This window comes from Blastococcus sp. TML/M2B (assembly GCF_016612865.1).
GTDB lineage: Bacteria > Actinomycetota > Actinomycetes > Mycobacteriales > Geodermatophilaceae > Blastococcus.
This window is the reverse complement of the sequence record NZ_JAENZZ010000001.1, coordinates 936322-963216: the sequence shown is the minus strand read 5'-3', so window position 1 is coordinate 963216 and position 26895 is coordinate 936322. Positions and strand designations below refer to the sequence as shown.

Below are 26895 nucleotides of genomic sequence, written 5' to 3'. Positions count from 1 at the left end.
CGGTCAGTCGTCGAGCTCGGGCGCGGCGAACAGCGGGGTCAGCCCGTCGTCCGGTGGGCCGACCCGGTCACCCGGGCGGGCGCTCACCGCTTGCGTGACCTCGGGGATCGTGTCCCGCACCGGGATCTCCGGGAGCCCGCGCGCGTCCCGCTCGAGGGCGGCGAGCAGCCGCTCCTCGTCGGGGGCGAGGTCGCCGGGCCCCAACCGGCTCCGGGGTTCCACCGCGTCGGCACCCGGGCATCCCCGGGTCGCTCCCATCCGCTGCAGCCATGCTCACGAAGCCTCCTCTCCCCGGCTCACCGAGGGAAGTTCGGTTCGAGGCGCGGCACGATCTGCATCTCCGGCACGAACGCCGACGGGTGCAGCAGCACGAGGGTGCGCACCATCTCCGCGACCGCGGCCGGCGGCATCATCAGGTGGGAGGGGATGCCCCACTGCTCCATCATCGGGGTGTCCATCGCCGCCGGGACGACCGCCTGCACCCGGCACGGGAAGGGCCGCTCGCTGCCGTCGGGCTGCCGGACCGCCTTCTCGCGGAGCTCCCGCTGGATGCACCGGGTCGCGTTGAGGAAGCCGGCCTTCGAGCCGTTGTAGGCGATGGCCCCGCTGCCCGAAGTGATCGCCGAGAGCGACACGATGTGGACGACGTCGGCGGTGCGCCCCTCGGGCAGGTGCTGCACCCGCTTGGTGAACTCGCTGGTGAGGAAGACCGGGCCCTCGAAGTTCACCGCCTGCACCCGCCGGTAGTCGGCCAGGTCGATGTCGGTGATGTAGCCGGGCCGGTCGATGCCGGCGACGTTGACCAGGATGTCGAAGCTGTCGCCGTGCGCGTCGAAGAGCCCGCCGACGACGCCGCGCCGGGATTCGTCGTCGGTGACGTCGAGGGCGACGACCTCCGCGCTGCCGCCCGCGTCGGCGACCAGGCCGCGCGTCACCTCGCTGCCGGCGTCGTCGATGTCGGCGATGGCCACGTGCGCCCCGGCCTCGGCCAGGGCGAGCGCGGTGGCCCGGCCGAGCCCGCTCGCGGCGCCCGTGACGAGCGCGACGCGCCCCTCCAACGGCTCCTGCATCCGGTCCCCCAGTCAGTCCCGATCGGCTCCGGACAGCCTCGCGGAGAACCCGGCGGTCCGCAGCGCGGGACGCTCAGCGGCGGACGAGGGCGGTGGCGGCGACGCCGGAGAACGGTGGGCGGGGCACCGCCCAGACGTCGGCGAGGGTGACCGTGCGCAGCCGGCGCTCGCGCAGGAGGTCGAGCAGCTCGCCGTAGACGGTGGTGACGCTCCGGTGGTTGGCGTGCCCGACGACGATGGCCTGCGCGGTGAACCACTCGCGGGCGTACCCGACCAGCTCGGCCCCGGTGAGCACGCGGGAGTCGCCCAGCGTGCCGTTCCACATGGCGATCGTCGGGTGGCCGAGGTCGGCGGCGATGCGGTCGGTGCGCCCGTCGTGCGCGCCGAAGGGCGGGCGGAGGAAGGGCGTCCGGACGCCGAACGTCGCCTCCAGGAAGTCGCGGTTGCGGGTGATCTCCTCGGCCACCCCTGCGTCGTCCAGCGTGGTCAGGTCGGGATGGGACCAGGTGTGGTTGCCCAGGGCCACCTGGCCGGACTCCACGAGCGGGCGGAGGGTCGCCGCGTTCTCCTCCCACGAGCGGTAGCAGCCGTTCGGGAAGAAGGTGAGCCGGATGCCGGTGTCGACGGCGAGCGCGGCGAAGGCGGCGACCACCTCGCTGCTCGTGCCGTCGTCGATGGTCAGCGCGAGCCCGTCCCCCTCGCCGGGGAGCGCGGTGACCACGCCGGTGGGCGGCGGGAGCGGGCCGGCCGGCACCTCGACGGCGGCCTCGACCGGGTCGGGGCGCGGCGGGGCGGGCGGCGCGACGGGGTCGCCCTCCCCCGCGCGCGTGCCCGTGACCGCCCCCCGCCCGGTGGCGGCCACGGCGAGTCCTGCGGCGAGCGTCAGCAGGAACCGGCGTCGCTCCATGCCGCGAGTGCAGCAGCGGCTCCCGGCGCGCCGGTGGAGGCACCGGGCGACGCGCCGCAGCCGTTCGGAGCGCAGCCGGAGGGTTGCACAGCGTGACGAGATGCGATCACCGGCCGTGCTGCTGCGATCACGGCGGGTCAGGCGGCCGGGACCAGCCCGGCCTCCTCGATCAGCCGCGCCTGCTCGCGGCACCAGGGCGACCAGGCGTCGCCCTCGGTCTCCTGCCGGCGGCGGAACGCCGCCCAGTCGAGCAGCTCCCACTCGCCGACCTCGGTCGGCTCGGGCGCGGGCGAGCCGGCGAACCGGCCGAGGTAGACCGGGCAGATCTCGTTCTCCACGACGCCCTGGAACTCGGCGCGGTACCGGTACCCGGGCACGGCAGGGCGCAGGTCGCGCACCTGCAGGCCCAGCTCGAACGCGGCACGGCGGGCGATCGCGGCGGCGTCGTCCTCGTCCGGACCGGGGTGGCCGCACACGGTGTTGGTCCACATGCCCGGGAAGGTCTGCTTGCCCGCGGCCCGGCGGGTGACCAGCAGCCGGCCGGCGTCGTCGAAGAGGTAGGCCGAGAAGGCGCGGTGCAGCGGCGTCTCCCCGTGGTGCACGAGCGGCTTGGGCATCGTGCCGATGGCCCGGCCGTCGTCGTCGACCAGGACGATCATCTCGGGAGAGGGGGAGGTCACCGGCCCATCGTCCCTGACCGGGGCGACACCCGCCCGTGCCGGTGCACCCGGTGCGCGCGGGGCCGGCGCGGGGCAGAGTCGGGGCATGGACAGCTTCCGCCGCGACGGCCTGACCTTCGACGTCCGCGACGCCGGCCCCGCCGACGGCGAGCCCGTCGTCCTGCTGCACGGCTTCCCGCAGGACTCCGCCGCCTGGGACCGCGTGGCCCCCGCGCTGCACCAGCACGGGCTGCGCACCCTGGCGCCGGACCAGCGCGGCTGCTCCCCCATGGCCCGGCCGAGGGTGCGAGCGCACTACGGGCTGCGGCAGACCGCCGGTGACGTGCTCGCCCTGCTCGACGCGGCCGGGCTGGAGAGCGCGCACGTGGTCGGGCACGACTGGGGCGCCGGCGTCGCCTGGGCGCTGGGCGCCTGGTACCCCGACCGGGTGCGGACCCTCACCGCTCTGTCGGTGCCGCACCCGGCGGCGATGTCGAAGGCGATGGTCACCAGCGACCAGGCGCTGCGCTCGCTCTACATGGCGGTGTTCCAGCTGCCGGTCGTGCCCGAGCAGCTGCTGCTCGCCGGCGACGGCGCGGTCCTGCGCCGGGTGCTGCGTCGCGGTGGCCTGGCCGACGACCTCGTCGACCACTACGTCCGCCGCATGCGGGAGCCGGGCGCGCTCTCCAGCGCGCTGGGCTGGTACCGGGCGCTGCCGTGGTCGGCGCGCGACCCGGTGGGCACGGTGCGGGTGCCCACGCTGCACGTGTGGAGCACCGGCGACCCCTTCCTCGGCCGGGCCGCCACCGAGGCGACCGCCCGCTACGTCGACGCCCCCTACCGGCTGGAGGTGCTCGACGGCGTGCCGCACTGGCTGCCCGAGCTGGCCGCCGACCGCGTCGCCGAGCTGGTGACCGCGCACGTCCGCGCCGCTCCCTGACCAGCGCGGGCAGGGGCGCCACGTCGTCGGCAGACTGACCGCATGACGGCGACGACGTCCCCGACCTCCCGGGCCCAGCGGCTCGACCGGCTGCCCTTCACCCGGGAGCACGGCCGGCTGGTGTTCGGCTCCGGCCTGGGCTGGGCCCTGGACGCGATGGACGTCGGCCTCATCTCGTTCGTGATGACGGCGCTCGCGGCCCAGTGGGCGCTCACCTCGACCGAGCTGTCCTGGATCGGCTCCATCGGCTTCGCCGGGATGGCGCTGGGCGCGACGCTGGGCGGGTTGCTGGCCGACCGCTTCGGCCGCCGCCAGGTGTTCGCGCTGACCCTGCTGGTCTTCGGCTTCGCCACCGGCGCGGCGGCGCTGTCGTGGTCGGTGGGCGCGCTGCTGGTGTTCCGCTTCCTCATCGGTCTGGGCCTGGGCGCCGAGCTGCCGGTCGCCTCCACGCTGGTCAGCGAGTTCGCGCCGGCGCGGGTGCGCGGCCGGGTCGTCGTGCTGCTCGAGGCGTTCTGGGCGGTGGGCTGGACGCTGGCGGCGCTGATCGGCTATTTCGTCGTCCCGCGCAGCGACGACGGCTGGCGGTGGGCGCTCGCGCTCGGCGCGCTGCCCGCGCTGTACGCCGTCGTGGTGCGCCGCGGGCTCCCGGAGTCGGTGCGCTTCCTGGAGCTGCGCGGGCGCACCGACGAGGCCGAGGCGACCGTGCGCCGCTTCGAGACGGCGGCCGGTGTCGCGCCGGCGCCCTCCCCCCAGGCCCCGCCGGCACCTCCGGCGCCCGGGCTGCGGGCGCTGTGGGCGCCGGGGACACGCGGGCGCACCGCCGCGCTGTGGACGGTCTGGTTCGGCATCAACTTCTCGTACTACGGCGCCTTCATCTGGCTGCCGACGCTGCTGTTCGAGGACGGCTTCTCGCTGGTCAAGTCCTTCCAGTACACGCTGATCATCACGCTGGCCCAGCTGCCCGGGTACGCGACGGCCGCCGTGCTCATCGAGAAGTGGGGCCGCCGCCCGACGCTGGCCACGTTCCTGGTCGGCTCGGCGCTGGGCGCGGTGCTGTTCGCCTCCGCGGACGGTGACACCACCGTCCTGCTCACCGGCATGGTGCTGTCGTTCTTCAACCTCGGCGCGTGGGGCGCCCTCTACGCCGTGACGCCGGAGATCTACCCGACCGCACTGCGGGCCACCGGCGCCGGCGCGGCCGCGGGCTTCGGCCGGCTGGCCTCGATCGCCGCTCCGCTGTGCGTGCCGCCCCTGGTCGACGCCGGCGGCACCGGCCTGGTGTTCGGCGTGTTCGCCGCCTTCTTCGCCCTCGCCGCGCTCGCCTCGCTGGCGCTGCCCGAGCGCCGCGGCCAGGCCCTCGAGCACGACCCCGCCGCCCCCGCCACGATCAGGTGACCTGATCGTCGAGCGTCCTCCCCCACCGCGCACCACGAGGGAGGACGCGCTGCGGGCAGGGAGGACGCCGCCCGCGCACCATCGGCAGCTCTGCAAAGAAACCTTTGCAAACATCTCTTTGCAATCTACCGTGGACGCGTGGCACCCACCCCGCCTCCTGAACCTGCGATCGACGTCCGTGACGTCCGGGCGCTGCGCGCGCTGGCCCACCCGCTGCGGATGAGCCTGCTCGCCGCGCTGCGCAGCGACGGGCCCTCCACCGCCAGCCGGCTGGCCGAGCGGCTCGGCGAGAGCAGCGGGGCGACCAGTTACCACCTCCGCCAGCTGGCCGGCTTCGGCTTCGTGGAGGAGGTCCCCGGCGAGGGCACCGGCCGCGAGCGGTGGTGGCGGGCGCTGCACCGCAGCACCCGCTGGAACAGCGAGGAGCTGCTGGCCGAGCCCGGCGGCCGGGAGGTCGTCGACGAGCTCACCGACCGGCTGGTCGCGCAGCAGCGACGGATGCTCGCCGCGTTCGCCGCCAACCGCGAGCAGGACGACGACGAGTGGCGCGCCACCGCCTCGCTCAACGACTGGGCGCTGCGCCTCTCCCCCGCCCGGGCCCGCGAGCTGGTCGGCGAGCTCAACGCCGTCGTCCAGCGCTGGCGCGACGAGCACGAGGAGCCCGGGCAGCCGCTGGTCCGCCTGCTGCTGGACCTCTTCCCCCTCGAGGAGCAGCCGCTGTGACCGCCGCCCTCACCGCGGACCGCGCCCGCCGGCGGTTCGTCGGCCTGACCGCGCTGCGCTGGCTGCCGGTCGGCATCGTCGTGCCGGTCTCGGTGCTGCTGGCCACCGCGCGGGGGCTCTCCCCCGCCGACATCGGGCTGTGCGTGGCGCTCTACGGCGCGGTGACCCTCGTGCTCGAGCTGCCCACCGGCGGGTTCGCCGACGCCCTGGGCCACCGCGCGGTGCTCACCTCCGCCGGGGTCTTCACCACGGCGGGGCTGCTCACCATGGCCGTCGCGGACTCGGTGCCCGCCTTCGCGCTCGCCTGGTCCCTGCAGGGCGTCGCCCGCGCCCTGGACTCCGGGCCGCTCGAGGCCTGGTACGTGGACGCCGTCCGCGGCGGGGACCCAGGCGCCGACGTGTCCCGCGGCCTGGCGCAGGCCGGCGCGGCCGACGCCGGCGGCCTGACCGCGGGCGCGGTGCTGGGCGGCACCCTGCCGCTGCTCCTCGACCGCGGCGGCGCGGCCGCCCTCGCGGCGCCACTCGTGCTGGCCGCCGCCCTCGCGCTGGTGCACGTCACCGCCGTCCTCGTGCTGGTGGTGCCGGTCCGGCGCCCTCCGGCGTCCGGGCGGCCCGCACTGCGCGCCGGGATGCGGGAGGTGCCGCTCGTCGTCGGGACGGCGGTGCGCGGGGTCCTGCGCGACCGGCTGCTCCGCCTGCTGCTGGGCGTCGCGTTCCTCGTCGGGGTGGTGCTCACCTCCCTCGAGCTGCTCGGCCCGCTGCACTTCGCCGACCTCGCCGGTTCCCCCGAGCGCGGCTCGGCCGTCTTCGGCGTGGTCACCGCGGTCTCCTTCGGCGCCGCCGCGCTCGGCGCGCTGCTCGCCCCGGCGCTGGGGCGGGCGGCCCGCGGCTCGGTCGTGGCCGTCAGCGCCGGCACCTCGGTGCTGGCAGCGGGGGCCGTCGCGGCGGTGGCCGGCGCGCCCGGTGTCGCGCCCGCCGCCGTCGCCTACGCGCTGTTCTACCTGCTCAACGCCGCCGCCTGGCCCGCGCGCAAGCAGCTGCTGCACGACCGGACGGACTCGGGCCGGCGTTCGACCACCGTCTCGGTGTCGTCGCTGGCGCTGATGCTCGGCGGCGTGCTCGGCAGCCTGGTCGTGCCGCGGCTGGCCGACGCGACGAGCCTGGCCACCGGGCTGCTCGCCGGCACCGGCGCGATGCTGCTGGTGGCGGTCGTCTCCCTCGGCCTGCGGCCCGAGGACCCTGGTCCGGGCGCACCCGGCGGTGGACAGTCCCGGCATGACCCTCGACCCCGTCGTCACCAACCCGCAGCACTACCGCGTGGTCTTCGAGAACGAGCGCGTGCGGGTGCTGGAGTACACCGACGCGCCGGGTGACCGCACCACCCCGCACGAGCACCCGGACAGCGTGATGGTCACGCTCAGCTCGTTCCGCCGGCGGCTGCACGCGGGCGGGGAGCACCGGGACGTCGAGCTGACCGCCGGCCGCGCCGGGTGGCTGCCCGCGCAGCGGCACGCCGGGGAGAACACCGGCGACACCGCCTCCCACGCCCTCTTCGTCGAGCTCAAGGAGGGCCGGTCGGCGGACCCGGACGGCGGGCACCTGGGCCCGGAGTGAGCCGGGACGCCGGTTGGCACCGGGCCGCCCGGGTAGCGGCAGGTCATGGCTGAGCTCTCCCCCGGACACCTGCAGGGCGCCACGGTCGCGGTCACCGGCGCGAGCGGCAACGTGGGGACGGCGCTGCTGCGGCTGCTCACCGCGCCGGGCAGCGGCGTCGCGGAGGTGCGCGGGCTGGCCCGCCGGACGCCGCCGGCCGTCGCGCCCTACGACAGCGTGCGGTGGTTCTCCGCCGACCTGGGCGACGCGGGCAGCGACGACGTCCTGACCGAGTTCGTCGACGGCGCCGACGTGGTGGTGCACCTCGCCTGGGCGCTGCAGCCCGGCCGGCAGCCCGACCGGCTGCACCGGGTGAACGTCGACGGCTCGTGGCGGGTGGCCCGGGCGGCCGCCGCCGCGGGGGTGCCGCACGTCCTGCACATGTCCTCCATCGGCGCCTACGCCGCGGGGGCCGTCGGCCGGCAGGTGGGCGAGGACTGGCCGACCACCGGCATCCCGAGTGCCCAGTACAGCCGGGACAAGGTCGAGGCCGAACGCGTCGTGCGCCAGGTCCTCGCGCACCGGACGTCGACCGTGCTGTCGATCGCGCGGCCGACCCTGGTCCTCCAGCCCGAGGCGGGCAGCGAGATCGGCCGCTACTTCCTGGGCCCGCTGCTCTTCGCCGCCGCCCGGCACGTCCCCGGCGCGCTCGCCCGGCTCCTGCCGCTGCCGCTGCCGGACCTGGCGCTGTCCTTCGTGCACGCCGACGACGTCGCCGACGCGCTGGTCCGCATCGTCGACCGGCGGGCGCCCGGCCCCTTCAACATCGCCGCCGACCCGCTGCTGGACGCCGCCGGGATCGCCGAGGCCTTGGGCAGCCGCCGGGTCCCGGTGCCCGCCATGGCGGTGCGCGTCCCCCTGCAGGTCGCGTTCGCGGCGCACCTGGTGCCCACGGAACCCGGGTGGCTGGACCTGGGCACGTCCCTGCCGGCCATGGACACCACGCGCGCCCGCACGCAGCTGGGCTGGGCACCCGCGCACCGCAGCGACGACGTGCTGCGCTCGTTCGTCGCCGCGCTGGCCGCCGGCACCGGCGGACCGGGCGCGCTGCTCCGGCCGGCGAACGGCCCCGAACTCGATCCCGCGGGCGCACCCGGCCCCGGCTGAACCGCTACTGGTCGCCGGTGCGGGTCGTCCACGCCGCGACCGGGCGGCCGGTCGCGGCGAACACGTCGGCGGCCCGTTCGGGGCGCAGCGCCACGAACAGCCCCTCGGCCTCGGCGAGCGTCGTCGCCGGGTCGTCCTCGGCGACCAGCCGGGCGGTGGCGACGGTGCGCCGCCCCTCGGTCGCGCCCATCTCCGCCTTGGCGACCACCGGCACGCCCAGCGGCACCGGCCGCCGGTAGGTGACGGTGAGCGTCGCGGTGAGCCCGCCGCGCCCCGCCGCGCGCACGGCGCGCGCCAGCACGTGGTCCAGGACGGTGGCGACGACGCCGCCGTGCACCAGCCCGGGCGGGCCCTCGTGGGCCTTGCCGAAGGTGACCCGGCCGACCGACCGACCGTCGGGCGAGTCGCTGGCGTGCACCGGCGGCGCCACCGGGTTGCCGGGCCCGTAGACCGGGCTGAACCAGCGCTCGCCGGTCTCCGGGTCGTCCACGGTGGCGATCTCGTGCAGGTCGCGGCGGTCGGCGTTGAGCCGCTCGGCGAGGGCCCGCACCGCCGTCGCGACGTCGTCGAGCTCGGCCATCGGCACCTCGGTGCGGACGGCGGCGTCGACCAGCTCCCGCAGCGCGTCCCCGAGCCCGCCGACGACCGCGCGCCGCGCCTCCCGGTCCTCAGCCACGTGGCATGCCGGCCTCGCGCAGCAGCCCGCCGCCGATGATCACGCGCTGCACCTCGCTGGTGCCCTCGTAGAGGCGGAACAGGCGGGCGTCGCGGTAGAACCGCTCGACCGGGGTGGAGCGCAGGTACCCCATGCCGCCGTGGATCTGGACGGCGTTGTCGGTGGCCCGGGCGACCATCTCGGTGCAGTAGAGCTTGGCCGACGAGGGGCCGATGGACATGTCCTCGCCGCTGTCGTAGCGGGCCGCGACCTCGCGGACCATGCTGCGGCCGGCGAGCAGCTCGGCGTGCATGTCGGCCAGCATGGCCTGCACCAGCTGGAACCGGCCGATCGGCGCGCCGCCCTGCTTGGCGGTGGCGGCGTAGGCGACCGACTCGTCGAGCACCCGCTGGGCCATGCCGACGCAGAGCGCGGCGATGTGCAGCCGGCCGCGGGAGAGCACGGTGAGCGCCTTGGCGTAGCCGCGGCCCTCCTCGCCGATCAGCGCCTCGGCGGGCACCCGCACGTCGTCGAAGAACACCTCGGCGGTCCAGGCTCCCGACTGGCCCATCTTCTTGTCCTTCGGGCCCACGGTGACGCCGGGCGTCGAGGTCTCGACGGCGAAGCTCGAGATGCCCCGGCCGCCCTTCTCCTCGGGGTTGGTGCGGGCGAAGACCATGAACAGGTCGGCCAGCGGGGCGTTGGTGATGTAGCGCTTGCTGCCGTTGATGACCCAGCTGTCGCCGTCGCGGCGGGCGGAGGTGCGCAGCCCGGCGGGGTCCGAGCCGGCCTCGGCCTCGGTGAGCGCGAACGAGCCGATCAGCTCGCCGGCAGCCAGCCCGGGCAGGTACTTCTTCTTCTGCTCGTCGCTGCCGAACTTGGCGATCACCTGGCCGGCGATGCCGTTGTTGGTGCCGAACAGCGAGCGGAAGGCCGGCGTCGTGTAGCCGAACTCCATGGCCAGCGCGACGTCCTCGACCATCCCGACGCCCAGGCCGCCGTACTCCTCGGGGAGGGCGTAGCCGAACAGCCCCATCTCGGCGATCTGGGCGCGGAGCTCGTCGGGGATCCGGTCCTCCTCCTCGATGCGCTCCTCGAGCGGGATGACCTCCTCGCGCACCAGCTGGCGAACGGCGTCCCTGACCTGGCGGAAGTCCTCGGCGTCCATGACGCCATGGTGACGCGTGCCGCACCTCGTCGTCGCGCCGGGTCCGTCCGCGAGTTCTGCGAACTCGTGGCGATCAGCCCGCGATGACCACGAGTTCGTAGAACTCGGGCCACCTGTGGACGACGTCGACGAGCTGGCGCCTCCGTTCGGCACGCTGCCCGCATGCCCACGCCGCCGGTCCCGCCGCGTGTCCCCGGCCCGCTGGACCGGCGGGGCGCCCGCGAGGCCGGGATCACCGACTGGCAGCTGCGGCACGCCGGCGTCCGCCGCTCGTCGCGGGACACCTACCTGCCGGCCGTCGCCGACGAGCTGGCGCAGATCCAGGCCGTGCTCCTGGGCGCTCCCGACGGCGCGGTGATCAGCCATCTCACCGCGGCGTCGCTCTGGGGCCTCGAGGTGCCGCTCGTCCCGCGGGACCAGCCCGTCCACGTCACCGTTCCGCGCAACGTCCGGCGACGTCACCGCCGCGACCGCCGCCTGCACTTCTCGGACGTGCCGGCTCCGGAAACCCGGCGTCGCCACGGGATCGTGGTCACCTCCCCGAGCCGCACCTGGATCGACCTGGCGGCCACGGTGCCGCCGGCGTCCCTGCTGGCCGTGACCGACCAGATGCTGGCCCGGGGCTTCCCCGAGGACGAGTTCCCTGCGATCGTCGCGCGCTCCGCGGGACGGCGGGGCGTCGCCACGGCCCGGCAGGTCCTCCCGTGCGCCGACCGGCTGGCCGGGTCCCCGATGGAGTCGGTGCTGCGGTGGCTGCTGCACGTCGCCGGGCTGCCGCGACCGGTGCTGCAGCACGTCGTCCGCGCAGGGGGCCGTTTCCTCGGGATGGTGGACCTGGCCTGGCCGGAGCACCGCGTGCTGGTCGAGTTCGACGGCGATGTGCACCGCGAGCGCCGGGTCTTCGTCGAGGACCTCCGGCGGCAGAACGGTCTCGTGCTGGCCGGGTGGACGGTCCTGCGGTTCACGTCCGCCGACGTGCGGGGCCGCCCGGAGCAGGTGGTCGCCGCGATCCGGGCCGCGCTCACCGCCGGGCGACCCCGGTGACCGGCGAGTCATGCGAACTCGTGGCCGTCAGCCCGCGATGACCACGAGTTCGCATGACTCGCGCAGTCCCGGGGTGGATCAGGCGAGCGCGTCCAGGCGGGCCATGTCCTCGGCGGAGAGGCGGACGCCGGCGGCGCCCAGGTTCTCCGTGAGGTGGTCGACGGACTTGGTGCCGGGGATCGGCAGGATGACCGGCGACTTCTGGAGCAGCCAGGCCAGCGCGACCTGGGACGGCGTGGCGTCCAGCTCGCGGGCGATGTCGGCCACCGGGCTCTCGGGCGAGGCCAGGTCACCGGTCGCGATCGGGAACCACGGGATGAAGGCGATGCCCTCGGCCGTGGCGTAGTCGAGCACGTCCTGGCTCTGCCGGTTGGTGAGGTTGTAGAGGTTCTGGACGCTGACGATCTCGGTGATCTCGCGGGCCGCCTCCAGCTCCTCCACCGACACCTCGGAGACGCCGATGTGGCGGACCTTGCCCTCGGCCTTGAGCTCGGCGAAGGCACCGAGCTGGTCGGCCAGCGGCACCTCGGCGTCGATGCGGTGCAGCTGGATCAGGTCGATGCGGTCCACCTTGAGGTGCCGCAGGGAGAGCTCGACCTGCTGCTTGAGGTAGGCGGGGCGGCCGACCGGCGTCCAGATGCCGGGGCCCTGCCGGGTGAGGCCGGCCTTGGTGGCGATGACCAGGTTCTCGCCGTACGGGTGCAGCGCCTCGGCGATGATCTGCTCGCTGACCTCGGGTCCGTAGGAGTCGGCGGTGTCGATGAAGTCGACCCCCTGCTCGACGGCGGCCTGGACGACGCGGACGGCGGCGGCGCGGTCGGCCGGCTCGCCCCAGACGCCCGGACCGGGCAGCTGCATGGCGCCGTAGCCGAGGCGGTGCACGGGGAGGTCCCCGCCGATGGTGAACGTGTCGCTGAGTTCTGCAGTGGTCATGTCATCGGCCAGCACCGCCGGGCGGGCGGGTGTTCCCGGCGGCGTGTTCGATGGCCGGGTGGGAGAGATCATCGGCGGGCGGGTGGGGCAGATCATCGGCGGGCGGGTGGGGCAGATCATCGTGCTGCGGCACGGCCAGACCGACTGGAGCCGGAACGGGCAGCACACGGGGCTCACCGACCTGCCGCTCCTGACCGAGGGCGAGGAGCAGGCGCGGGCGCTGCGCGCCGGCCTCGGGTCGCGCCGGTTCGCCGCGGTGTGGACCAGCCCGCTGCAGCGGGCCGCCCGCACCGCCGAGCTGGCCGGCCTGCACGTCACGGGCACCGATCCGGACCTGGTGGAGCTCGACTACGGCGGCTACGAGGGCCGGACGACGGCGGAGATCAGCACCGACCTGGGTCGCACCTGGTCGATCTGGACCGACGGGACCGTGCCGGGCGAGACCCCCGGCGAGACGCTGGCGCAGGTCGCGGTGCGGGTGGACCGCGTGCTCGACCGGGCCCGCGCCCGGCTCGGGGACGGCGACGTCGCCCTGGTCGCCCACGGGCACGTGCTGCGGATCCTCACGGCCCGCTGGCTCGGCCTGGCGCCGGATGCGGGGGCGCTGTTCGCGCTGCCGCCGGCGGCCTACGGCGTGCTCGGGCACGAGCACGACCGGCCGGCGCTCACCGGGTGGGGCCTGCGCTGAGGGCAGAAATGGCCATTTCTGCCCCTACCGGGAGCGGGTGATCCCCACCGGCTGAAAGCGGCCGGACTGCTCCTCCGCGGGCTGCTCGCGCCGGACCGGGCGGCCGAACAGCCAGCCCTGACCGAGGTCCGCGCCCAGCGCGGTGACCGCTTCGGCGAGCTCCTCGCTCTCCACGCCCTCGGCGACGACGGTCGCGCCGAGCTCGTGGGCGAGGTCGATGACCGCCGTCAGGACCGTGCGCGCGCCGTCGTCCGGCAAGGCCTGCACCAGGCCCTTGCCCAGCTTGACCACCTCGGGGCGGACGGCGGCCAGCAGCGACAGGCTCGACCAGCCGGCGCCGACGTCGTCCAGGGCGACCCGCCAGCCCAGGGAGCGGTAGTGCTCCAGCACCGAGACGAGGTGCCCGCGGTCGGCGATCGCGTAGGACTCGACGACCTCGAAGACCAGCTGTTCGGGAGCCAGACCCGAGGCGTGCGCCACCTGCTCGGTGGAGGCCAGGCAGACCTGCGGCCGGTAGATCGAGGACGGAGCGGAGTTGACGAACAGGTCGTGGTCCCCCAGCCAGGGCACCGCCCCGGCGATGGCCGACTCGCGGCCGATCCGGTCGAGGCGGTCCAGCCAGCCGGCGGACTCGGCGACGAAGAAGAGGTCGCCGCCGCCCACCTCGCGACCGTCGACGAGGCCGCGCAGCAGCGCCTCGTGCGCGACCACCGTGCGGTCGGCCAGCCGGACGATCGGCTGGTAGGCCGACCAGAGCTCGGCCTCGGCCAGGACGCCGACCTCGACGGTCACGCCCCGCCGGGCCAGCTCGACGGCGAGGCTGGGGGCGGTGAGCAGGCGGGCGGTGCGGGCCGCGCCACCGGCCGGCGGGTCGGTGGCGACGCGGAGAGCGTCGAGCTCGGCGGCGGTCAGCTCGCGGGCCAGCCGCTGGAAGAGCCGCTCGGTGCCCCGACCACCGCGGGGATCGACCACCTCGACCAGCCGGGGCGCGGTGGCCACCTCGAGGCCGAGCGAGCGCGCGGTCCGCGCCACGGTCGGCAGCACGTGCCCGACAGCGGTCGCGAACAGCACCCGCGACGCGGCACCGGGCACCTCCCAGTGCGCGCGGCAGCTGCAGGCGCCGGCGCAGTTCGTCCCCACGCCAGCAGGATGGCCCACCCCGGGCGGCGGTGCTGGAGGCGCGCGCGAACCCACGTCATGGCCCCACCGGGTGCGTCACAGCCGACTCACAGGCGAACTTGTCGCAGTTTCGAGACTTGAGTCCCTAAGGTTAGGGTCATGTCCGTTCTCTCCGCCTCCGAACAACGACCCAGCCGCGGCGGCCGCCCGCGTGATCCCAGCCGGGACGGGGTCATCCGGGCAGCGATCCTCCGGTTGCTGGCCGACGTCGGTTACGGCGCGCTCACCATGGACGCCGTGGCCGCGAAGGCCGGGGTCGGCAAGGCGACGATCTACCGCCGGTGGCGCACCAAGGAGGAGCTGGTCGTCGACACCGTCTCCGACCTGAACGCCGCGCAGGCCGCGGAGACCGAGGCCAAGATCGACACCGGCTCGCTCATCGGCGACCTGCACGTCCTGCTCCGCTCGATGGCGAAGCTGGTCACCAGCCCCGCCGGCGCGGCCACCCAGGCAATGCTCTCCTCCATGCAGCACCACCCGGAGCTGGCCGAGGCCTTCCGCGACGGCCCGGTCGCCATCTGGCGCCAGACCTTCGACGAGATGTGGTCCCGCGCCGAGGCTCGGGGCGAGACCGACCCCGGTTTCGCCGGCTCCCTGGTCGCCGAGGCGATCGGCGCCCCCGTCATCCAGCGCTGGCTGGTCAACGGCGAGCCGGTCAACGAGGAGTTCGCCGACGCGGTCGTCGAGAACATCGCCGTCCCGCTGCTGCGGGCGCACGGCGCGCGGATCTGAGGCGGCGCGCCCGGCCGGCTACCAGCCGAACGTGCCGGGCGCGCCCTTGAAGGGGCCGACCACCTCGTCGGTGATCCACCCCCCGTAGTACTCCCCCGGCTGCGGCCGGACGAGCTCGCCGTCCACGGTGGCCCGGTCCACCCGCGCCGGGTAGAACGCGACGGCGCAGGCGAGGTGCTCAAAGCCTGCGGTGGGCTGCTCGTAGGACCAGCCCACCGCGGCGACGCGGCGGCCGTCGACGACGGCGTCCCAGTACGTCGCCGCGCCCTTCCACTCGCACCACGACCCGCCCGCGGCGCGCTCGAGCACGCCGGGGACGACGTCGTCCCGGGGCACGTAGTAGGTCGGCGGGTGGCTGGTCTCGCACACGCGGATCGCCCGCCGGGTGTCGGCGATCGTCCGCCCGCCCAGCTCGACGACGACGTGCCGGCCCACCACCTCGGCCGAGGGCGGCCGCGGGTAGTCCCAGACGGACTCCTGCCCGGGGCCGACGGGATCCCGGCGGACCACGGGCTCAGCCCTTGCGGTGCCGGACCCGCTGGACGACCACGAAGGTGACGAACAGGCCTACGGCGCCGGCGGCGGCCATGCCCGCGGGCGTCTGCAGCCAGCGCACGACGGCGTCCTGCCCCTTGGCGCGCAGGCGCGTCGGGCTCGTCCGGTAGGTCAGCTGGTCCAGCGTGGCGGCCAGCGACTCGCGGGCGGCGTCGATCTCCAGCTGGATCTGTCGAGGGTCGCGAGGCACCCCGACAGCCTGCCAGACCTGCGCCGACCCGGCCCATCCACCGTGTCGCCCGTCATCCGGGAGGGGTGCTCCTAGACTCCGTGCCCACGCGGGAGTGGTGTAACGGCAGCCACGCCAGACTTAGGATCTGGTGCCTTCGGGCGTGCGGGTTCGACTCCCGCCTCCCGCACGTCGGACGCTCAGACGCCGCGGTCGGGCGCGCCCATGTCGCCGGTCGCGGGCACGCCGTCGGCGAGCCCGTAGCGCAGCAGCACGGCCCCCGTCGTCCCGGCAGCGGGCGGCTCCAGCAGCGTGAGGTTCGTGGGCACCGCGCCGCCGCCGAACACCTGCTTGCCGACGCCGAGCACGATCGGGTGCACCCACAGGTCGAGCCGGTCGAACAGCTTCTCCCGCAGGAGGGTCTGCACGAGGTCCAGGCTGCCGACGACGGTCACCTGCTCGTGCCGGTCGCGGAGCTCGCGCACCGCGGCGGGCAGGTCGGGGGCCAGCTGCGAGGACCCGGCCCAGGTCAGGTCGGGGCGGCCGCGCGAGGCCACGTACTTCGGGATCCCGTTGAACAGCGCGGCCATCTCGCCGTCCTCACCACCGGACTGGTGCGGCCAGTAGGAGGCGAAGATGTCGTAGGTGCGCCGGCCCAGCAGCAGCGCGTCGGTGCCCTCGTAGGCGGCACCAATCTGCGCGCCGGACACCTCGTCGAGCAGTGGCGCCTGCCAGCCGCCGAACGGGAAACCCTCGGGGTCCTCGTCCGGGCCACCGGGCGCCTGCCCGACCAGGTCGAGGGTGGCGAACAGCTCGATGTGGATCTGCCCCATGGCGTGCTCCCGTGCGGTCGGTCGTCCCGTCCCCGGGTAGACGCCGCGACGCCGCACGACTCATCGCCGTGCGATCGTCGGACGCAGCGCCCCCTAGGCTCGGCTCCCGATGATCACCGACGTCCTGCTGGACCACGCGGCGCTGGTGCCGGTGGCGCTGTTCCTCGCCGTGCTCGGCTGCGGCGCCGTCGGCTATGCCGCACTCCGCCGCGGAGCCGCCGGCGCGCGCGTGCTGCGGGCCCTGACCGCCCTGTCGCTGCTCGCCGTCCTCGCGCTCACGCTGACGCCGTCGGGCAAGGGCGCCTCGGGCGGCGGGCTGCACCGTCCAGTTCGCGCTGCCCGCCCTGGGCCGGGTGGAGCTGCTGGCCAACGTGGCGCTGCTGCTGCCGGCGGCCGTCTTCGCCGCGCTGGCCACCCGCCGCCCGTGGGCCGTGCTGGCCGCGGGCGCCGGGCTCTCCGCCCTCGTCGAGACCGCCCAGTCGGCGCTGCCGGCGATCGGCCGGGCCTGCGACACCAACGACTGGGCCATGAACACCCTCGGGCTCTCCGTCGGCGTGCTGCTGGCCCGCGGGGTGCTCGCGCTGGCCGACCGGGCCGATCGGGACGCCGAACCGCGGGTGCCCACTCACCCCTGGGGGTGAGGCCCGCCGGAGCGCGCTCGCGCCAGAGCCCCTGGGCGCCGAACTCCGGGGTATGAGCAACGCCATCCTCGCCGCCGGACGCCACCGCGCCCCGGAGGGCCCGGTCGCCCTCGAGACGATCGCCTCGCTGGCCGACGTCGACCGGGCCGGCCGGCACGCCGCCCCGGAGGGCGACCACCCGATCTACGACGCCCTGCGCGACGAGCTCGCCGCGGTGGACTGGTTCAGCCTCGGCTGACCAGCACCTCCGCGATGACCGGCACCAGCGCGGCGAACGCCTGACCGCGGTGGCTGCGCGCGTCCTTCTCCCCCGGTGACAGCTCCGCCGAGGTGACCTCCAGCCCCTCGGGCACGAACACCGGGTCGTAGCCGAACCCGTTGCCGCCGCGCTTCTCGCGGATCACCGACCCGCGCCACTCCCGCTCCAGCACCCGCTCGGCGCCGCCGGGCAGGACCAGCGCCGCCGCGCACACGAACGCCGCGCCCCGCCGGTCGTCGGGGACGTCGGCCAGCTGCGCGAGCAGCAGCGCGGTGTTGGCCTCGTCGTCCCCGTGCCGGCCGGCCCAGCGCGCCGAGAGGATGCCCGGCATCCCGTTGAGCGCGTCCACGGTCAGCCCCGAGTCGTCGGCGACCGCCGGCAGCCCCGTGTAGCGCACCGCCTCCCGCGCCTTGAGCAGGGCGTTCTCGGTGAACGTCGCCCCGGTCTCCGGCGCCTCCGGGTACTCCTCGACGTCGGCGAGCCCCACGACCTCCACACCGGGGACGGCGGAGACAAGCAGCCGCTGCAGCTCGGCGAGCTTGCCCGCGTTGCGGGTGGCCAGCAGGAGCCGGGTACTCATCGCGCGAGCGCGTCGGCCTGCAGCCGGGTCAGGTCGGCGCACCCCGCCACGGCGAGGTCCAGCAGCGCGTCGAGGGTGGCCCGGTCGAACACGGCGCCCTCGGCGGTGCCCTGCACCTCGACGAAGCCGCCGTCGGCGGTGCAGACCACGTTCATGTCGGTGCCGGCGCGGACGTCCTCCTCGTAGGCGAGGTCCAGCCGCGGCTCCCCGTCGATGACGCCGACGCTGACCGCCGCGACCGACTGCACGAGCGGCTGCGGCGTGGCCAGCTTCCCGCGCTCGCCGAGCCAGGAGACGGCGTCGGCGAGGGCGACGTAGGCGCCGGTGATGGCCGCGGTCCGGGTGCCGCCGTCGGCCTGCAGGACGTCGCAGTCGATGGCGATGCTGTTCTCGCCCAATGCGCCCAGGTCGATCGAGGCGCGCAGCGAGCGGCCGATGAGCCGGCTGATCTCGTGGGTCCGCCCGCCGATCTTGCCGCGGACCGACTCGCGGTCGTTCCGGGTGTGGGTGGCGCGCGGCAGCATCGAGTACTCGGCGGTGACCCAGCCCAGGCCCGAGCCCTTGCGCCAGCGCGGCACGCCCTCGGTGACGCTGGCCGCGCACAGCACGCGGGTGCGGCCGAACTCCACCAGCACCGAACCCTCGGCGTGGTCGAGCCAGTTGCGGGTGATGGTCACCGGGCGGAGCTGGTCGGCCGCGCGGCCGTCGGCACGGGCGGCGGAAGAGGGCGCACTCACGGGAGTCGACAGTAGTGCGCACCCGTCACACCTCCGAGGTGGCGGGCCGCGACGGTGATCACCGGTGCCTTATCGTCCGCCGCGACCACGCCCGCCCGGGCGTCTGACCAGCGAGGATGCATGTGAGCACCGAGTTCGCCGCCCCTGCCACCCCGGCCGACCCCGACGCCCGGGACGGGGGCCGGCGGACCGAGATCCTCGCGGCGTTCCTGCTCGGCCTGGCCGCCGTGGCGACGGCGTGGAGCGCGTACTGGTCGGCCATCTACGGCGGCAACGCCATCCAGGGGTACGCGCAGTCGAACACGCTCACCAGCCAGGCCGCCGACGTCTACGGCGACGCCACCGGCCAGTACAACTTCGACCGCACCCTCTTCCTCCAGTACGCCGAGCTGCGGATCACCGGGCAGGAGGAGGCCGCCGACGTCCTGCGCGAGTCGTTCTTCTCCGACTCCCTGGCCGAGACCGTCGACTGGTACGACACCACGGGCGACGAGGTCACCGACCCGTTCGACGCCGACGCCGGCTCCCCCTACTCCCTCGCCGAGTGGGCCCAGGGCAACGCGCTGTCCGAGGAGGCCGACGCCGCCTACCAGGAGGCGGTGGCCGCGGACGACAAGGGCGACCGCTTCGACCTGGCCACGGTGTTCCTCGCCCTGTCGCTGTTCTTCGGCGGTATCGCGACGGTCTTCCGCCGCTACCTGCCCCAGGTCGCCACCCTGGCGATCGGCGGTGCCGGGCTGCTGATCGGCGGCGGCGCCGTGCTCTGGGCACACCTGGGCTGACGGCACCCGCACGGACGACCCGGCGACCGGTTCCGGGGTCCGTTCCGGCGCGCGATCGCGCGGCGCCTGCGCGCGGCGACGAGCAGGATGCCCTCCATGAGATCTGAGCTGCGAGCCGTCCGGACCGGGGGCGTGCCGGTCGTGGTGGACCTGACCGACGAGTGCGCCGAGTTCGTGCGCCAGGAGGTCGACGGGCTGCTGCACGTCTTCGTCCCGCACGCCACCGCCGGCATCGCGCTCATCGAGACCGGCGCCGGGAGCGACGACGACCTGCTGGCCCAGCTCGACGAGCTGCTCCCCCGGGACGACCGCTGGCGGCACCGGCACGGCAGCCCGGGTCACGGCCGCGACCACGTGCTGCCGGCGTTCGTGCCGCCGCACGCCGTCGTCCCGGTGCTGGAGGGGCGCATGCAGCTGGGCACCTGGCAGCGCATCTGCCTGGTCGACACCAACACCGACAACCACCAGCGGCACGTCCGCTTCTCGTTCCTGGCCGGCTGAGGCCGGCTGAGGCCCGGGGCCGGATCCCGCGGACGGCGCGCGGACCCGGTGCAGCGGCGTCGGCAGGACACGGCAGGATGCCGGGCATGACCGACAGCAGCACCGACACGGCACCCGTCCGCCTCACCCCCGGCGAGCCCGCCCCGGAGTTCACGCTGCCCGACGCCGAGGGCAACCCGGTGTCCCTGTCGTCCTACCGCGGCCGGCGGGTCATCGTGTACTGCTACCCCGCGGCGCTGACCCCGGGCTGCACCACCCAGGCCGTCGACTTCACCGCTGCGGCCGGCGACCTCGCCGAGGCCGGGCTGGACATCATCGGCATCTCCCCCGACCCGGTCGAGAAGCTGATGAGGTTCCGGGAGAAGGAGAACCTCTCCATCACCCTGGTCTCCGACGAGGACAAGCAGGTGCTCACCGCCTACGGCGCGTTCGGGCCGAAGAAGCTGTACGGCAAGCAGGTCGTCGGGGTGATCCGTTCGACGTTCGTCATCGACGCCGAGGGCCGGGTCGAGAAGGCGTCCTACAACGTCAAGGCCACCGGCCACGTCGCCAAGCTGCGCCGCGACCTCGGCATCGACTGAGGCTCACGCGCGCCACTCCCCCGGGCGCGGCTGGCAGTCGGGCTCGCACGACCAGGCGTGGTCCCACGGGAAGACGCCGCCGGGCAGCGCCCAGGTCAGCTGGTAGGCCGGCACGGAGAACTCGTCGGGGCGCTGGTAGAACCGGTTGGCGGAGAACAGCACCTCGCCGGGGTTGGGCAGCTCCTCGACCGTCAGCACCGGCACGCCGTCGTCGTCACGGATCACCTCCCCGGCCACCAGGTCCCGCCCGTCCAGGACCAGGTCCCCCACCCGGTTGAGCAGCCCGCACGCAGTCGCGTAGCCGACCCCGACGACGGCGAGCTCGGGGTGGCCGAGTCCGAAGAGGCCGACGGTGTAGGCGAAGGACGTGCCCTCGTCCTCGTCGGCGGCGACGTACTGCACGGCCCAGCCGTGCCGCCGGATCAGCTGGGCGAGGTGGGCGTCCTCCTGGTCGAGCCAGGCGATGGTCTGCGCGTCGGGTGTCATGCCGGAAACCCTCACGCCCGGGGCCACCCGCGGGGCCGTCCGGACGCGATCTGTGGAGGGGCCGGGCCGGTGTGGACCGGGTGGGCCGAACTGTCAGCCCTCCGTGCCTCCGGCCTCCCGCGCCCGCTTGCGGCGCTTGCCCTCGTGCATGGCCTGCACCCGCGCGACCGGGATGGTGTGCCCCTCGGCCACGAGGTCGGCGGGCAGCGACTGCGGAGCCGGCAGGGCGTCGGCCCACGGATCGGCGTCGCCGAGAAGGCCCGGCGCCGTCGTCACCGTGAAGTCCGCCGGGCGGACCTCGTCGAGGTCGTCCCACGCCACCGGGAAGGAGACCGGCAGCCCCGGCCGGATCCGCGGGCTGTACGCGGCGACGATCGTGCCCTGGCCCGAGCGGGTCGAGTCCACGAAGACCCGGCCGCCGCGGTCCTCCTTCAGGTAGGCGGTGGTCGCGGCCTCCGGGTCCAGCGCGGCGGTCCGCGCGGCGAGCGCCCGCGTGGCGGCCGCGACGTCCTCGAACGACGAGCCGCTCACCGGGACGACGACGTGCACCCCCTTCGAGCCGCTCGTCTTCACCGCGCCGTCCAGCCCGGCGTCCTCCAGCGCGCGGCGGACCAGCCGGGCCGCACCTACCACGGCGCCGAAGTCCGCGCCCTCGGGCGGGTCGAGGTCGAGCACCAGCCCGGTCGGCTCCGGCTCGTCGACGCGCAGGAACGGGACGTGGAACTCGACGGCCCGCTGGTTGCCCAGCCAGACGAGGGTGCGGCGGTCGTCGCAGAGCACCTGGTGCACCTCGCGGTGCGCGCTGCCCGCCCACACCGGGACGGTGCGCACCCACTCCGGGGCGCCCTTGCTGACGTTGCGCTGCATGAACGGGGCCTGGCCGGGGCGCACCCGCATGACCGACAGCGGCCGGCCGGCGAGGCCCGGCAGCATCCGGTCCGCGACCGCGGCCAGGTACGTCACGAGGTCGCCCTTGGTGACGTCGAGCCCGTCGCCGAGGGGTGCGTCCAGGCTGCTCAGCGGGACGCCGTCCAGCTCCTCCGCGCCGGTCATCCCGCCTTCCTACCTCACCGCAGCGCGTCCTACCTCACCGTGCACCGTGAGGGAGGAAGCGCTGGGATCAGGTTCCCTGATCCCAGCGCGGGGCCGTTCAGATGTCGTAGACGCCGAGGGGCTGCACGAGCTCGGTCTCGGAGAAGACCGCGCTCGCGGCGGCGAGCTGGGCGATCCGGTCCACCCACGCGGGGATGTGGGTGAGCAGCAGCCGACCCACCCCGGCCGCCGCCGCGTGCTCGGCGGCCTGCCGGCCGGTGAGGTGCAGCCCGGGCGGCTGGTCGCGGTCGTCGTCGGGGTGCGCCGCCTCGGCGAGCAGCACGTCGGCCCCGCGGGCCAGCTCGACGACCCGCTCGCAGGTGCCGGTGTCGCCGGTGTAGACCAGCGACCGCCCGCCCGCGGTGAGCCGGATGGCGTAGGTCTCGACCGGGTGCGCGGTGCGCGCCAGCTGCACCTCGAACGGGCCGATGGTCAGCGCGCCGGGGCCGACCGGCACGAAGTCGAAGACGTCGGTGAGCCCGTCGCCGTCCAGGTCGTAGGCCAGCGCCAGCCGCCGCTCGGCGCCCACCGGCGCGTACAGCGGCACGAGCCGGCCCGGCGAGCGCTTGGAGTACCGGTGCCACACCACGAAGGGCGCGACGTCGAGGCAGTGGTCGGCGTGCAGGTGGGACAGGAACACCGCGTCGACCGTGCCCGGGTCGATCAGCCCCTGCAGCGCGCCGAACGCGCCGTTGCCGAGGTCGAGCAGCAGCCGGTAGCCCTCGTGCTCGACGAGGTAGCTCGACGCCGGGGACGCCGGGCCGGGGCCGCTGCCGCTGCACCCCACGACGGTCAGCTTCACGCCGCCCCCACCGCGCCGGCGCGCAGCACCGAGCCGATCTCCGGGCCGAGGAACCGCCGGCCCAGCCGGGCGAACGGCTCGGGGTCGCCGGTGGCGAGGAAGGCGTGCCGCGGCGCGGGTGCGTCCTCGGCGCGCAGCAGGTCCGCGCCGGTCAGCACGCGGTAGACGTCCTTGGCGGTCTCCTCCGCGCTGGAGACCAGCGTGACGTCGTCACCCAGCACCAGGGACAGCACACCGGTCAGCAGCGGGTAGTGCGTGCACCCCAGGACGACGGTGTCCACGCCCGCGGCGAGCAGCGGGTCGAGGTAGGACTGCGCGAGCCCGAGCAGCTGCCGGCCGCTGGTCACCCCGGCGCTCCACGAAGTCGACGAAGCTGGGGCAGGCGGCGCTGGTGACGGTGAGCCCCGGCACCGCGGCGAAGGCGTCCTCGTACGCGCCGCTGGTGATCGTGGCCTGGGTGCCGATGACGCCGATGCGACCGGTGCGGGTGGCCGCGGTGGCCCGGCGGACGGCGGGCAGCACGACCTCGACGACCGGCACGTCGTAGCGCTCGCGGGCGTCGCGCAGGGACGCAGCACTCGCCGAGTTGCAGGCGACGACGAGCATCTTCACGCCGTCGGCGACCAGACCGTCCATGACGGCGAGGGAGTGCCGGCGCACCTCGGCGATGGGCAGTGGCCCGTACGGCCCGTTCGCGGTGTCGCCGATGTAGCGGATCGCCTCGCCCGGGAGCTGGTCGAGCACCGCCCGGGCGACGGTCAGCCCACCGACGCCCGAGTCGAAGATGCCGATCGGTGCGTCCGCACCCGGCTGCGTCGTCCCCATGTCGCGGGTCAGGCTAGCCGCAGGGTCCGACCGCCGCGCGCTCCCGCCACCGTGATCGCGCGCACCGTCAGGCCCAGAGCTGGCCCTCCAGCGCGGAGGTCGCCTCCTCCAGCGTGCCGGCGTACGCGCCGGTGGAGAGGTACTTCCAGCCGCCGTCGCAGACGATGAAGACGATGTCGGCCCTGCGCCCGGCCGCCACCTCCTTGTCCGCGATGCCCAGCGCCGCGTGCAGGATCGCGCCGGTCGAGATGCCGGCGAAGATGCCCTCGCGCTCCACCAGCTGGCGGGTGCGGTGCACGGCGTCGTCCGGGCCCACGGAGAACCGGGAGTCCAGCAGCGAGGCGTCGTACAGCTCGGGGATGAACCCCTCGTCGATGTTGCGCAGGCCGTACACCAGCTCGCCGTAGCGCGGCTCGGCGGCGATGACCTGCACCCCGGGCTTGTGCTCGCGGAAGTAGCGGGAGCAGCCCATGAGCGTCCCCGTCGTCCCCAGGCCGGCGACGAAGTGGGTGATCGAGGGCAGGTCCGCGAGGATCTCCGGGGCGGTGCCCTCGTAGTGCGCCTGGGCGTTGGCCGGGTTGCCGTACTGGTAGAGCATCACCCAGTCGTCGTGCTGGGCGGCGAGCTCCTTGGCCATGGCGACGGCCTGGTTCGACCCGCCCGCCGCCGGCGAGGGGATGATCTGCGCGCCGTACATCTCCAGCAGCTGGCGGCGCTCCACCGAGGTGTTCTCCGGCATGACGCAGATCAGCCGGTAGCCGCGCTGCCGGGCGACCATCGCCAGCGAGATCCCGGTGTTGCCGCTGGTCGGCTCGAGGATGGTCGAGCCGGGGTGCAGCCGCCCCTCCTTCTCGGCCGCCTCGATCATCTTGATCGCCGCGCGGTCCTTGATGGAGCCGGTGGGGTTGTGGTCCTCGAGCTTGGCCCACAGCCGGACGTCGGGCGTCGGCGACAGCGACGGCAGCCCGACGAGCGGGGTGCCGCCGAGCGAGTCGACGAGGGAGGCGAAGCGGGCCATGGGAGCTCTTTCCGGGAGGGGGGTGGGACCGGGCGGGGCGGAGCCGCTCAGCAGCCGCCCGCGACCGCCGGGAGGATCGTCACCGAGTCGCCGTCCTTGACCTGGGTGTCCAGCGCACCGGTGAAGCGCACGTCCTCGTCGTTGACGTAGACGTTGACGAAGCGGTGCAGCTTGCCCTCCTCGGTGACCAGGCGGTTCTTCAGGCCCGAGTGCTGCGCGTCGAGGTCGTCGATGAGCGCCGACAGGGTGGCGCCGCTGCCGGACACGGTCTTGTTGCCGCCGGTGTGGGTGCGCAGGATGGTGGGGATCCGGACCTCGATGGCCATGGCGTGCGTTCTCCTCAGGGGGTTGCGCTGATCGGGGGCATGCTGCACGGAGGCAGCGGCGTGGTGCGTCTAGCGGGCCCAACGCCCGGTCGTCGCGCGGGATTCCGCAGCGACGGGGAGTCCACCGGTCAGTCGTAGACGACGGTGGTCGGCGAGTGGCCGAAGAGGTAGGACTCGACGATCTCGACCTCCTCCTCGCTCACCTCGCCGTCGACGATCCGGAAGCTGCGGAACTCGACGTCGTCGCCGACCAGCCCCGTCTGCTTCTCGTGGTGCCGGGTGGAGACCAGCACGTAGTGGGTGCGCGGGTCGGCGGCCGGCCCGGAGGCGTAGCCGACGTCGGTGCGCGACGGGTAGGCCTCGGTGGCGGTGTGCGAGTGGTAGACGACGACCGGCCACTCGTCGCGGTCGTCCATCTCCCGGTACAGCCGCAGCAGGTCGGCCGAGTCGAACTCGTAGAACGTCGGCGACCGCGCGGCGTTGAGCATGGGGATGAAGCGCTCCGGGCGCTCGGTGCCCTCGGGCCCGGCGACGACGCCGCAGGCCTCGTCCGGGTGGTCCTCCCGGGCGTGGGCCACGATGGCGTCGTAGGTCGCGCGGTCGATGCGCAGCACGGGGCCAGTCTAGGCGGCGCCGATCCGGTGCCCCGCGGAGGGCCGTGCGGCGACCGCGCGGGCGACCGGTCGGCGGCCGACCGATACGGTTCGCAGCCGTGTGGGATGACGCTCTGCTGATCACCGGTGTGCTGCTGGCGCCGCTGCCCGCACTGGTGCTCGGCGCCCGCGGGATGTTCCGGCACCGCGGCTACGTGACCGGCGACCCGAACGACCGCGCGTCGGTCGTGATCATGGTGACGCTGCGGGCGCTCGCGCTGCTGTTCCTGCTGGCGCTCTCGGCGATCACGCTGGTCTCCTGCGTCGGCGCCTGGATCAACGACGTCGAGCTGCACGGCATGGTCTACGTGTTCTTCGTGCTCGCCCTGCTGCTGGCCGCGCTGGTGCTGCTCACCTTCGGCCGGACCGAGAAGCGACCAGCGCGTCGACGAGCGACCCCTGCAGCGCGGTGAGCCAGTAGTAGACGGCCAGCTGCTGGTCGGTCTCGTCGGCGACGTCCTCGGGCGGCTCGGTCTCCTCGGTGATGCCCAGCCGGGTGCCCAGCGCCAGGCGCAGGTCGTTGCTCGTGCGCAGCCACGCCCCGGCCTGGTCGGCGTCCAGCCTCACGTCGCCGCCCCCGGCGGGCAGCGACGCCCGCACCGTCGCGAGATCATCGGCCTTGCCGTTGCGCAGCGAGGCCTCGGTGAGCTCCCGGTAGTCGGCGGCCATCCCGGCGTCCGAGCGGTGTCCGTCGGGGAACAGCCGCTCGACGACCGGGTCGTCGGCGACGTCCTCGGCATCGGCGGTGAGCAGCTGCTCGAGCTGGTCGAGCAGCAGTCCGAGGATCTGCGCCTCCGCCGGCTCGAGGCCCGCGACGAGCTCGCCGCTGCGCGCGGCCCTGAAGGGCTTCATGCATCCCTCTGGTAGCTGGCCCACAGGCCGTAGGCGTGCAGCCGGCTGGTGTCGTGCTCCATGCGCTCGCGCGGGCCGGAGCTGACGACCGCCTTGCCGTCGTGGTGCACCTGCAGCATCAGCGACGTCGCCGTCGCCTCGTCGTAGCCGAAGAGCTCCTGCAGCACGAACGTCACGTAGGTCATGAGGTTGACCGGGTCGTTCCAGACGATGGTCACCCACGGGCGGTCGAGGTCGCTGCGTTCCTCGCTGGTGCTCTCCGGCGTCCACGTCGGAGCGAGAGGTCCGGCCACGGCTCCACCATAGGACGCCGATCTGCCCCGCTCCCGGCGCCCGCCTACGCTTCCCGA

At 74.7% G+C, this 26895-nt stretch carries 38 protein-coding genes and 1 tRNA gene; 16 read left to right on the top strand and 23 right to left on the bottom strand.

Translation table 11 applies throughout. The features are described 5' to 3' along the window. Positions 1 to 3 precede the first annotated feature (3 nt). The 4 genes from JKP75_RS04740 to idi all read right to left on the bottom strand — a co-directional run bounded on the left by JKP75_RS04740 (position 4) and on the right by idi (position 2657). Positions 4 to 222 carry a hypothetical protein gene (locus JKP75_RS04740; RefSeq protein ID WP_309229511.1) on the bottom strand — a complete coding sequence of 73 codons (219 nt, stop codon included), beginning with the start codon at positions 220 to 222 and terminating at the stop codon, positions 4 to 6. A 74-nt stretch (positions 223 to 296) separates the two neighbouring features. After that, positions 297 to 1070 carry an SDR family NAD(P)-dependent oxidoreductase gene (locus tag JKP75_RS04735; protein WP_200492806.1) on the bottom strand — a complete coding sequence of 258 codons (774 nt, stop codon included), beginning with the start codon at positions 1068 to 1070 and terminating at the stop codon, positions 297 to 299. 73 nt (positions 1071 to 1143) lie between these two features. Beyond that, positions 1144 to 1977, bottom strand: coding sequence for a polysaccharide deacetylase family protein (locus tag JKP75_RS04730; protein WP_200492805.1), 834 nt, complete (start codon positions 1975 to 1977; stop codon positions 1144 to 1146). Positions 1978 to 2114: 137 nt separating this feature from the next. After that, complete coding sequence (idi, locus tag JKP75_RS04725) at positions 2115 to 2657, bottom strand: isopentenyl-diphosphate Delta-isomerase (RefSeq protein ID WP_309229509.1); 543 nt, start codon at positions 2655 to 2657, stop codon at positions 2115 to 2117. 85 nt (positions 2658 to 2742) lie between these two features. Here idi and JKP75_RS04720 point away from each other — a divergent pair, with 85 nt between their 5' ends. From JKP75_RS04720 to JKP75_RS04695, 6 genes are all read left to right on the top strand, one after another. Continuing rightward, positions 2743 to 3576, top strand: coding sequence for an alpha/beta fold hydrolase (locus JKP75_RS04720; RefSeq protein WP_200492375.1), 834 nt, complete (start codon positions 2743 to 2745; stop codon positions 3574 to 3576). 42 nt (positions 3577 to 3618) lie between these two features. Next, positions 3619 to 4971, top strand: a complete 1353-nt coding sequence (locus JKP75_RS04715) for an MFS transporter (RefSeq protein ID WP_200492376.1) — start codon at positions 3619 to 3621, stop codon at positions 4969 to 4971. Between the two features lie 138 nt (positions 4972 to 5109). Then, complete coding sequence (locus JKP75_RS04710; RefSeq protein WP_200492378.1) at positions 5110 to 5694, top strand: helix-turn-helix domain-containing protein; 585 nt, start codon at positions 5110 to 5112, stop codon at positions 5692 to 5694. Then, on the top strand, positions 5691 to 7067 hold the full coding sequence (locus JKP75_RS04705; protein WP_200492380.1) for an MFS transporter: 1377 nt from the start codon (positions 5691 to 5693) through the stop codon (positions 7065 to 7067). Before JKP75_RS04710 ends, JKP75_RS04705 begins: the two co-directional genes overlap by 4 nt. Next, positions 6970 to 7308, top strand: coding sequence for a cupin domain-containing protein (locus JKP75_RS04700; RefSeq protein WP_200492381.1), 339 nt, complete (start codon positions 6970 to 6972; stop codon positions 7306 to 7308). Before JKP75_RS04705 ends, JKP75_RS04700 begins: the two co-directional genes overlap by 98 nt. Before the next feature lie 45 nt (positions 7309 to 7353). Then, positions 7354 to 8454, top strand: coding sequence for an NAD-dependent epimerase/dehydratase family protein (locus JKP75_RS04695; protein ID WP_200492384.1), 1101 nt, complete (start codon positions 7354 to 7356; stop codon positions 8452 to 8454). Positions 8455 to 8458: 4 nt separating this feature from the next. Here the strand turns inward: JKP75_RS04695 and JKP75_RS04690 are convergent, their stop codons facing one another. Together JKP75_RS04690 and JKP75_RS04685 are read right to left on the bottom strand one after the other, a co-directional pair. After that, positions 8459 to 9130 (bottom strand): PaaI family thioesterase, encoded by a 672-nt coding sequence (locus JKP75_RS04690; RefSeq protein ID WP_200492386.1) that lies wholly within the window; start codon positions 9128 to 9130, stop codon positions 8459 to 8461. Continuing rightward, positions 9123 to 10277, bottom strand: a complete 1155-nt coding sequence (locus JKP75_RS04685; RefSeq protein WP_200492804.1) for an acyl-CoA dehydrogenase family protein — start codon at positions 10275 to 10277, stop codon at positions 9123 to 9125. The genes JKP75_RS04690 and JKP75_RS04685 overlap by 8 nt, the downstream gene beginning before the upstream one ends. Positions 10278 to 10439: 162 nt before the next feature. Between JKP75_RS04685 and JKP75_RS04680 the strand changes: the two genes are divergently transcribed. Then, positions 10440 to 11321 (top strand): DUF559 domain-containing protein, encoded by an 882-nt coding sequence (locus JKP75_RS04680; RefSeq protein WP_200492388.1) that lies wholly within the window; start codon positions 10440 to 10442, stop codon positions 11319 to 11321. Between the two features lie 78 nt (positions 11322 to 11399). On the opposite strand, the gene JKP75_RS04675 is transcribed toward JKP75_RS04680, so the two are convergent. Further along, positions 11400 to 12254: an aldo/keto reductase gene (locus JKP75_RS04675; RefSeq protein WP_200492390.1), complete on the bottom strand. Its 855-nt coding sequence runs from the start codon at positions 12252 to 12254 to the stop codon at positions 11400 to 11402. Positions 12255 to 12312: 58 nt separating this feature from the next. On the opposite strand from JKP75_RS04675, the gene JKP75_RS04670 reads away from it, so the two are divergent. Beyond that, positions 12313 to 12942, top strand: coding sequence for a histidine phosphatase family protein (locus tag JKP75_RS04670; RefSeq protein WP_309229508.1), 630 nt, complete (start codon positions 12313 to 12315; stop codon positions 12940 to 12942). A 24-nt stretch (positions 12943 to 12966) separates the two neighbouring features. On the opposite strand, the gene JKP75_RS04665 is transcribed toward JKP75_RS04670, so the two are convergent. Continuing rightward, complete coding sequence (locus JKP75_RS04665; RefSeq protein WP_200492803.1) at positions 12967 to 14082, bottom strand: EAL domain-containing protein; 1116 nt, start codon at positions 14080 to 14082, stop codon at positions 12967 to 12969. 138 nt (positions 14083 to 14220) lie between these two features. On the opposite strand from JKP75_RS04665, the gene JKP75_RS04660 reads away from it, so the two are divergent. Next, positions 14221 to 14853: a TetR/AcrR family transcriptional regulator gene (locus JKP75_RS04660; protein ID WP_200492392.1), complete on the top strand. Its 633-nt coding sequence runs from the start codon at positions 14221 to 14223 to the stop codon at positions 14851 to 14853. Positions 14854 to 14871: 18 nt separating this feature from the next. On the opposite strand, the gene JKP75_RS04655 is transcribed toward JKP75_RS04660, so the two are convergent. Together JKP75_RS04655 and JKP75_RS04650 are read right to left on the bottom strand one after the other, a co-directional pair. After that, a complete protein-coding gene (locus tag JKP75_RS04655; RefSeq protein WP_200492394.1) occupies positions 14872 to 15363 on the bottom strand; it encodes a DUF427 domain-containing protein in 492 nt (163 codons plus the stop codon). Positions 15364 to 15367: 4 nt separating this feature from the next. Next, entirely contained in the window at positions 15368 to 15598 is a 231-nt protein-coding gene (locus JKP75_RS04650) for a DUF3618 domain-containing protein (RefSeq protein WP_200492396.1), read from the bottom strand. 88 nt (positions 15599 to 15686) lie between these two features. On the opposite strand from JKP75_RS04650, the gene JKP75_RS04645 reads away from it, so the two are divergent. Further along, positions 15687 to 15767, top strand: a tRNA-Leu gene (locus tag JKP75_RS04645). Between the two features lie 10 nt (positions 15768 to 15777). On the opposite strand, the gene JKP75_RS04640 is transcribed toward JKP75_RS04645, so the two are convergent. Beyond that, positions 15778 to 16410, bottom strand: coding sequence for a dihydrofolate reductase family protein (locus JKP75_RS04640; protein ID WP_200492398.1), 633 nt, complete (start codon positions 16408 to 16410; stop codon positions 15778 to 15780). Positions 16411 to 16763: 353 nt separating this feature from the next. Here JKP75_RS04640 and JKP75_RS04635 point away from each other — a divergent pair, with 353 nt between their 5' ends. Further along, complete coding sequence (locus JKP75_RS04635; protein WP_200492802.1) at positions 16764 to 17051, top strand: VanZ family protein; 288 nt, start codon at positions 16764 to 16766, stop codon at positions 17049 to 17051. Between the two features lie 52 nt (positions 17052 to 17103). Further along, positions 17104 to 17289 carry a hypothetical protein gene (locus JKP75_RS04630; protein ID WP_200492401.1) on the top strand — a complete coding sequence of 62 codons (186 nt, stop codon included), beginning with the start codon at positions 17104 to 17106 and terminating at the stop codon, positions 17287 to 17289. Here the strand turns inward: JKP75_RS04630 and rdgB are convergent. Together rdgB and rph are read right to left on the bottom strand one after the other, a co-directional pair. After that, positions 17276 to 17890 carry an RdgB/HAM1 family non-canonical purine NTP pyrophosphatase gene (gene rdgB, locus JKP75_RS04625; protein ID WP_200492403.1) on the bottom strand — a complete coding sequence of 205 codons (615 nt, stop codon included), beginning with the start codon at positions 17888 to 17890 and terminating at the stop codon, positions 17276 to 17278. The two genes, JKP75_RS04630 and rdgB, sit on opposite strands and share 14 nt — an antisense overlap. Further along, positions 17887 to 18627 carry a ribonuclease PH gene (gene rph / locus JKP75_RS04620; RefSeq protein ID WP_200492404.1) on the bottom strand — a complete coding sequence of 247 codons (741 nt, stop codon included), beginning with the start codon at positions 18625 to 18627 and terminating at the stop codon, positions 17887 to 17889. The genes rdgB and rph overlap by 4 nt, the downstream gene beginning before the upstream one ends. Positions 18628 to 18749: 122 nt before the next feature. Here rph and JKP75_RS04615 point away from each other — a divergent pair, with 122 nt between their 5' ends. The 3 genes from JKP75_RS04615 (at position 18750) to bcp (ending at position 20491) form a co-directional block, all read left to right on the top strand. Next, positions 18750 to 19409 carry a DUF4337 family protein gene (locus JKP75_RS04615; RefSeq protein WP_200492406.1) on the top strand — a complete coding sequence of 220 codons (660 nt, stop codon included), beginning with the start codon at positions 18750 to 18752 and terminating at the stop codon, positions 19407 to 19409. Between the two features lie 96 nt (positions 19410 to 19505). Further along, on the top strand, positions 19506 to 19910 hold the full coding sequence (locus JKP75_RS04610; protein ID WP_200492407.1) for a YjbQ family protein: 405 nt from the start codon (positions 19506 to 19508) through the stop codon (positions 19908 to 19910). A gap of 86 nt (positions 19911 to 19996) precedes the next feature. Continuing rightward, positions 19997 to 20491: a thioredoxin-dependent thiol peroxidase gene (gene bcp, locus JKP75_RS04605; RefSeq protein ID WP_200492408.1), complete on the top strand. Its 495-nt coding sequence runs from the start codon at positions 19997 to 19999 to the stop codon at positions 20489 to 20491. A gap of 3 nt (positions 20492 to 20494) precedes the next feature. On the opposite strand, the gene JKP75_RS04600 is transcribed toward bcp, so the two are convergent. From JKP75_RS04600 to JKP75_RS04570, 8 genes are all read right to left on the bottom strand, one after another. After that, positions 20495 to 20977 (bottom strand): DUF4262 domain-containing protein, encoded by a 483-nt coding sequence (locus tag JKP75_RS04600; RefSeq protein WP_200492409.1) that lies wholly within the window; start codon positions 20975 to 20977, stop codon positions 20495 to 20497. Between the two features lie 93 nt (positions 20978 to 21070). Next, on the bottom strand, positions 21071 to 22030 hold the full coding sequence (locus JKP75_RS04595) for a DNA polymerase domain-containing protein (RefSeq protein WP_200492410.1): 960 nt from the start codon (positions 22028 to 22030) through the stop codon (positions 21071 to 21073). 97 nt (positions 22031 to 22127) lie between these two features. Beyond that, positions 22128 to 22871, bottom strand: coding sequence for an MBL fold metallo-hydrolase (locus JKP75_RS04590; protein WP_200492411.1), 744 nt, complete (start codon positions 22869 to 22871; stop codon positions 22128 to 22130). Further along, positions 22868 to 23092, bottom strand: a complete 225-nt coding sequence (locus JKP75_RS20505) for a hypothetical protein (protein ID WP_242472772.1) — start codon at positions 23090 to 23092, stop codon at positions 22868 to 22870. Before JKP75_RS20505 ends, JKP75_RS04590 begins: the two co-directional genes overlap by 4 nt. Then, positions 23082 to 23696, bottom strand: coding sequence for an aspartate/glutamate racemase family protein (locus tag JKP75_RS04585; protein ID WP_242472771.1), 615 nt, complete (start codon positions 23694 to 23696; stop codon positions 23082 to 23084). The genes JKP75_RS20505 and JKP75_RS04585 overlap by 11 nt, the downstream gene beginning before the upstream one ends. A gap of 67 nt (positions 23697 to 23763) precedes the next feature. Further along, positions 23764 to 24714 carry a PLP-dependent cysteine synthase family protein gene (locus tag JKP75_RS04580; RefSeq protein WP_200492801.1) on the bottom strand — a complete coding sequence of 317 codons (951 nt, stop codon included), beginning with the start codon at positions 24712 to 24714 and terminating at the stop codon, positions 23764 to 23766. Positions 24715 to 24761: 47 nt separating this feature from the next. After that, a complete protein-coding gene (locus tag JKP75_RS04575; RefSeq protein WP_200492413.1) occupies positions 24762 to 25040 on the bottom strand; it encodes a MoaD/ThiS family protein in 279 nt (92 codons plus the stop codon). Positions 25041 to 25168: 128 nt separating this feature from the next. Beyond that, positions 25169 to 25654, bottom strand: coding sequence for a Mov34/MPN/PAD-1 family protein (locus JKP75_RS04570; protein ID WP_200492415.1), 486 nt, complete (start codon positions 25652 to 25654; stop codon positions 25169 to 25171). A gap of 98 nt (positions 25655 to 25752) precedes the next feature. On the opposite strand from JKP75_RS04570, the gene JKP75_RS04565 reads away from it, so the two are divergent. Beyond that, positions 25753 to 26106: a hypothetical protein gene (locus JKP75_RS04565; protein WP_200492417.1), complete on the top strand. Its 354-nt coding sequence runs from the start codon at positions 25753 to 25755 to the stop codon at positions 26104 to 26106. Here JKP75_RS04565 and JKP75_RS04560 read toward each other — a convergent pair. Together JKP75_RS04560 and clpS are read right to left on the bottom strand one after the other, a co-directional pair. Then, complete coding sequence (locus tag JKP75_RS04560; protein WP_200492418.1) at positions 26045 to 26545, bottom strand: DUF2017 family protein; 501 nt, start codon at positions 26543 to 26545, stop codon at positions 26045 to 26047. The genes JKP75_RS04565 and JKP75_RS04560 overlap by 62 nt on opposite strands. After that, positions 26542 to 26838 (bottom strand): ATP-dependent Clp protease adapter ClpS, encoded by a 297-nt coding sequence (gene clpS / locus JKP75_RS19800; RefSeq protein WP_200492419.1) that lies wholly within the window; start codon positions 26836 to 26838, stop codon positions 26542 to 26544. Before clpS ends, JKP75_RS04560 begins: the two co-directional genes overlap by 4 nt. Positions 26839 to 26895 lie beyond the last annotated feature (57 nt).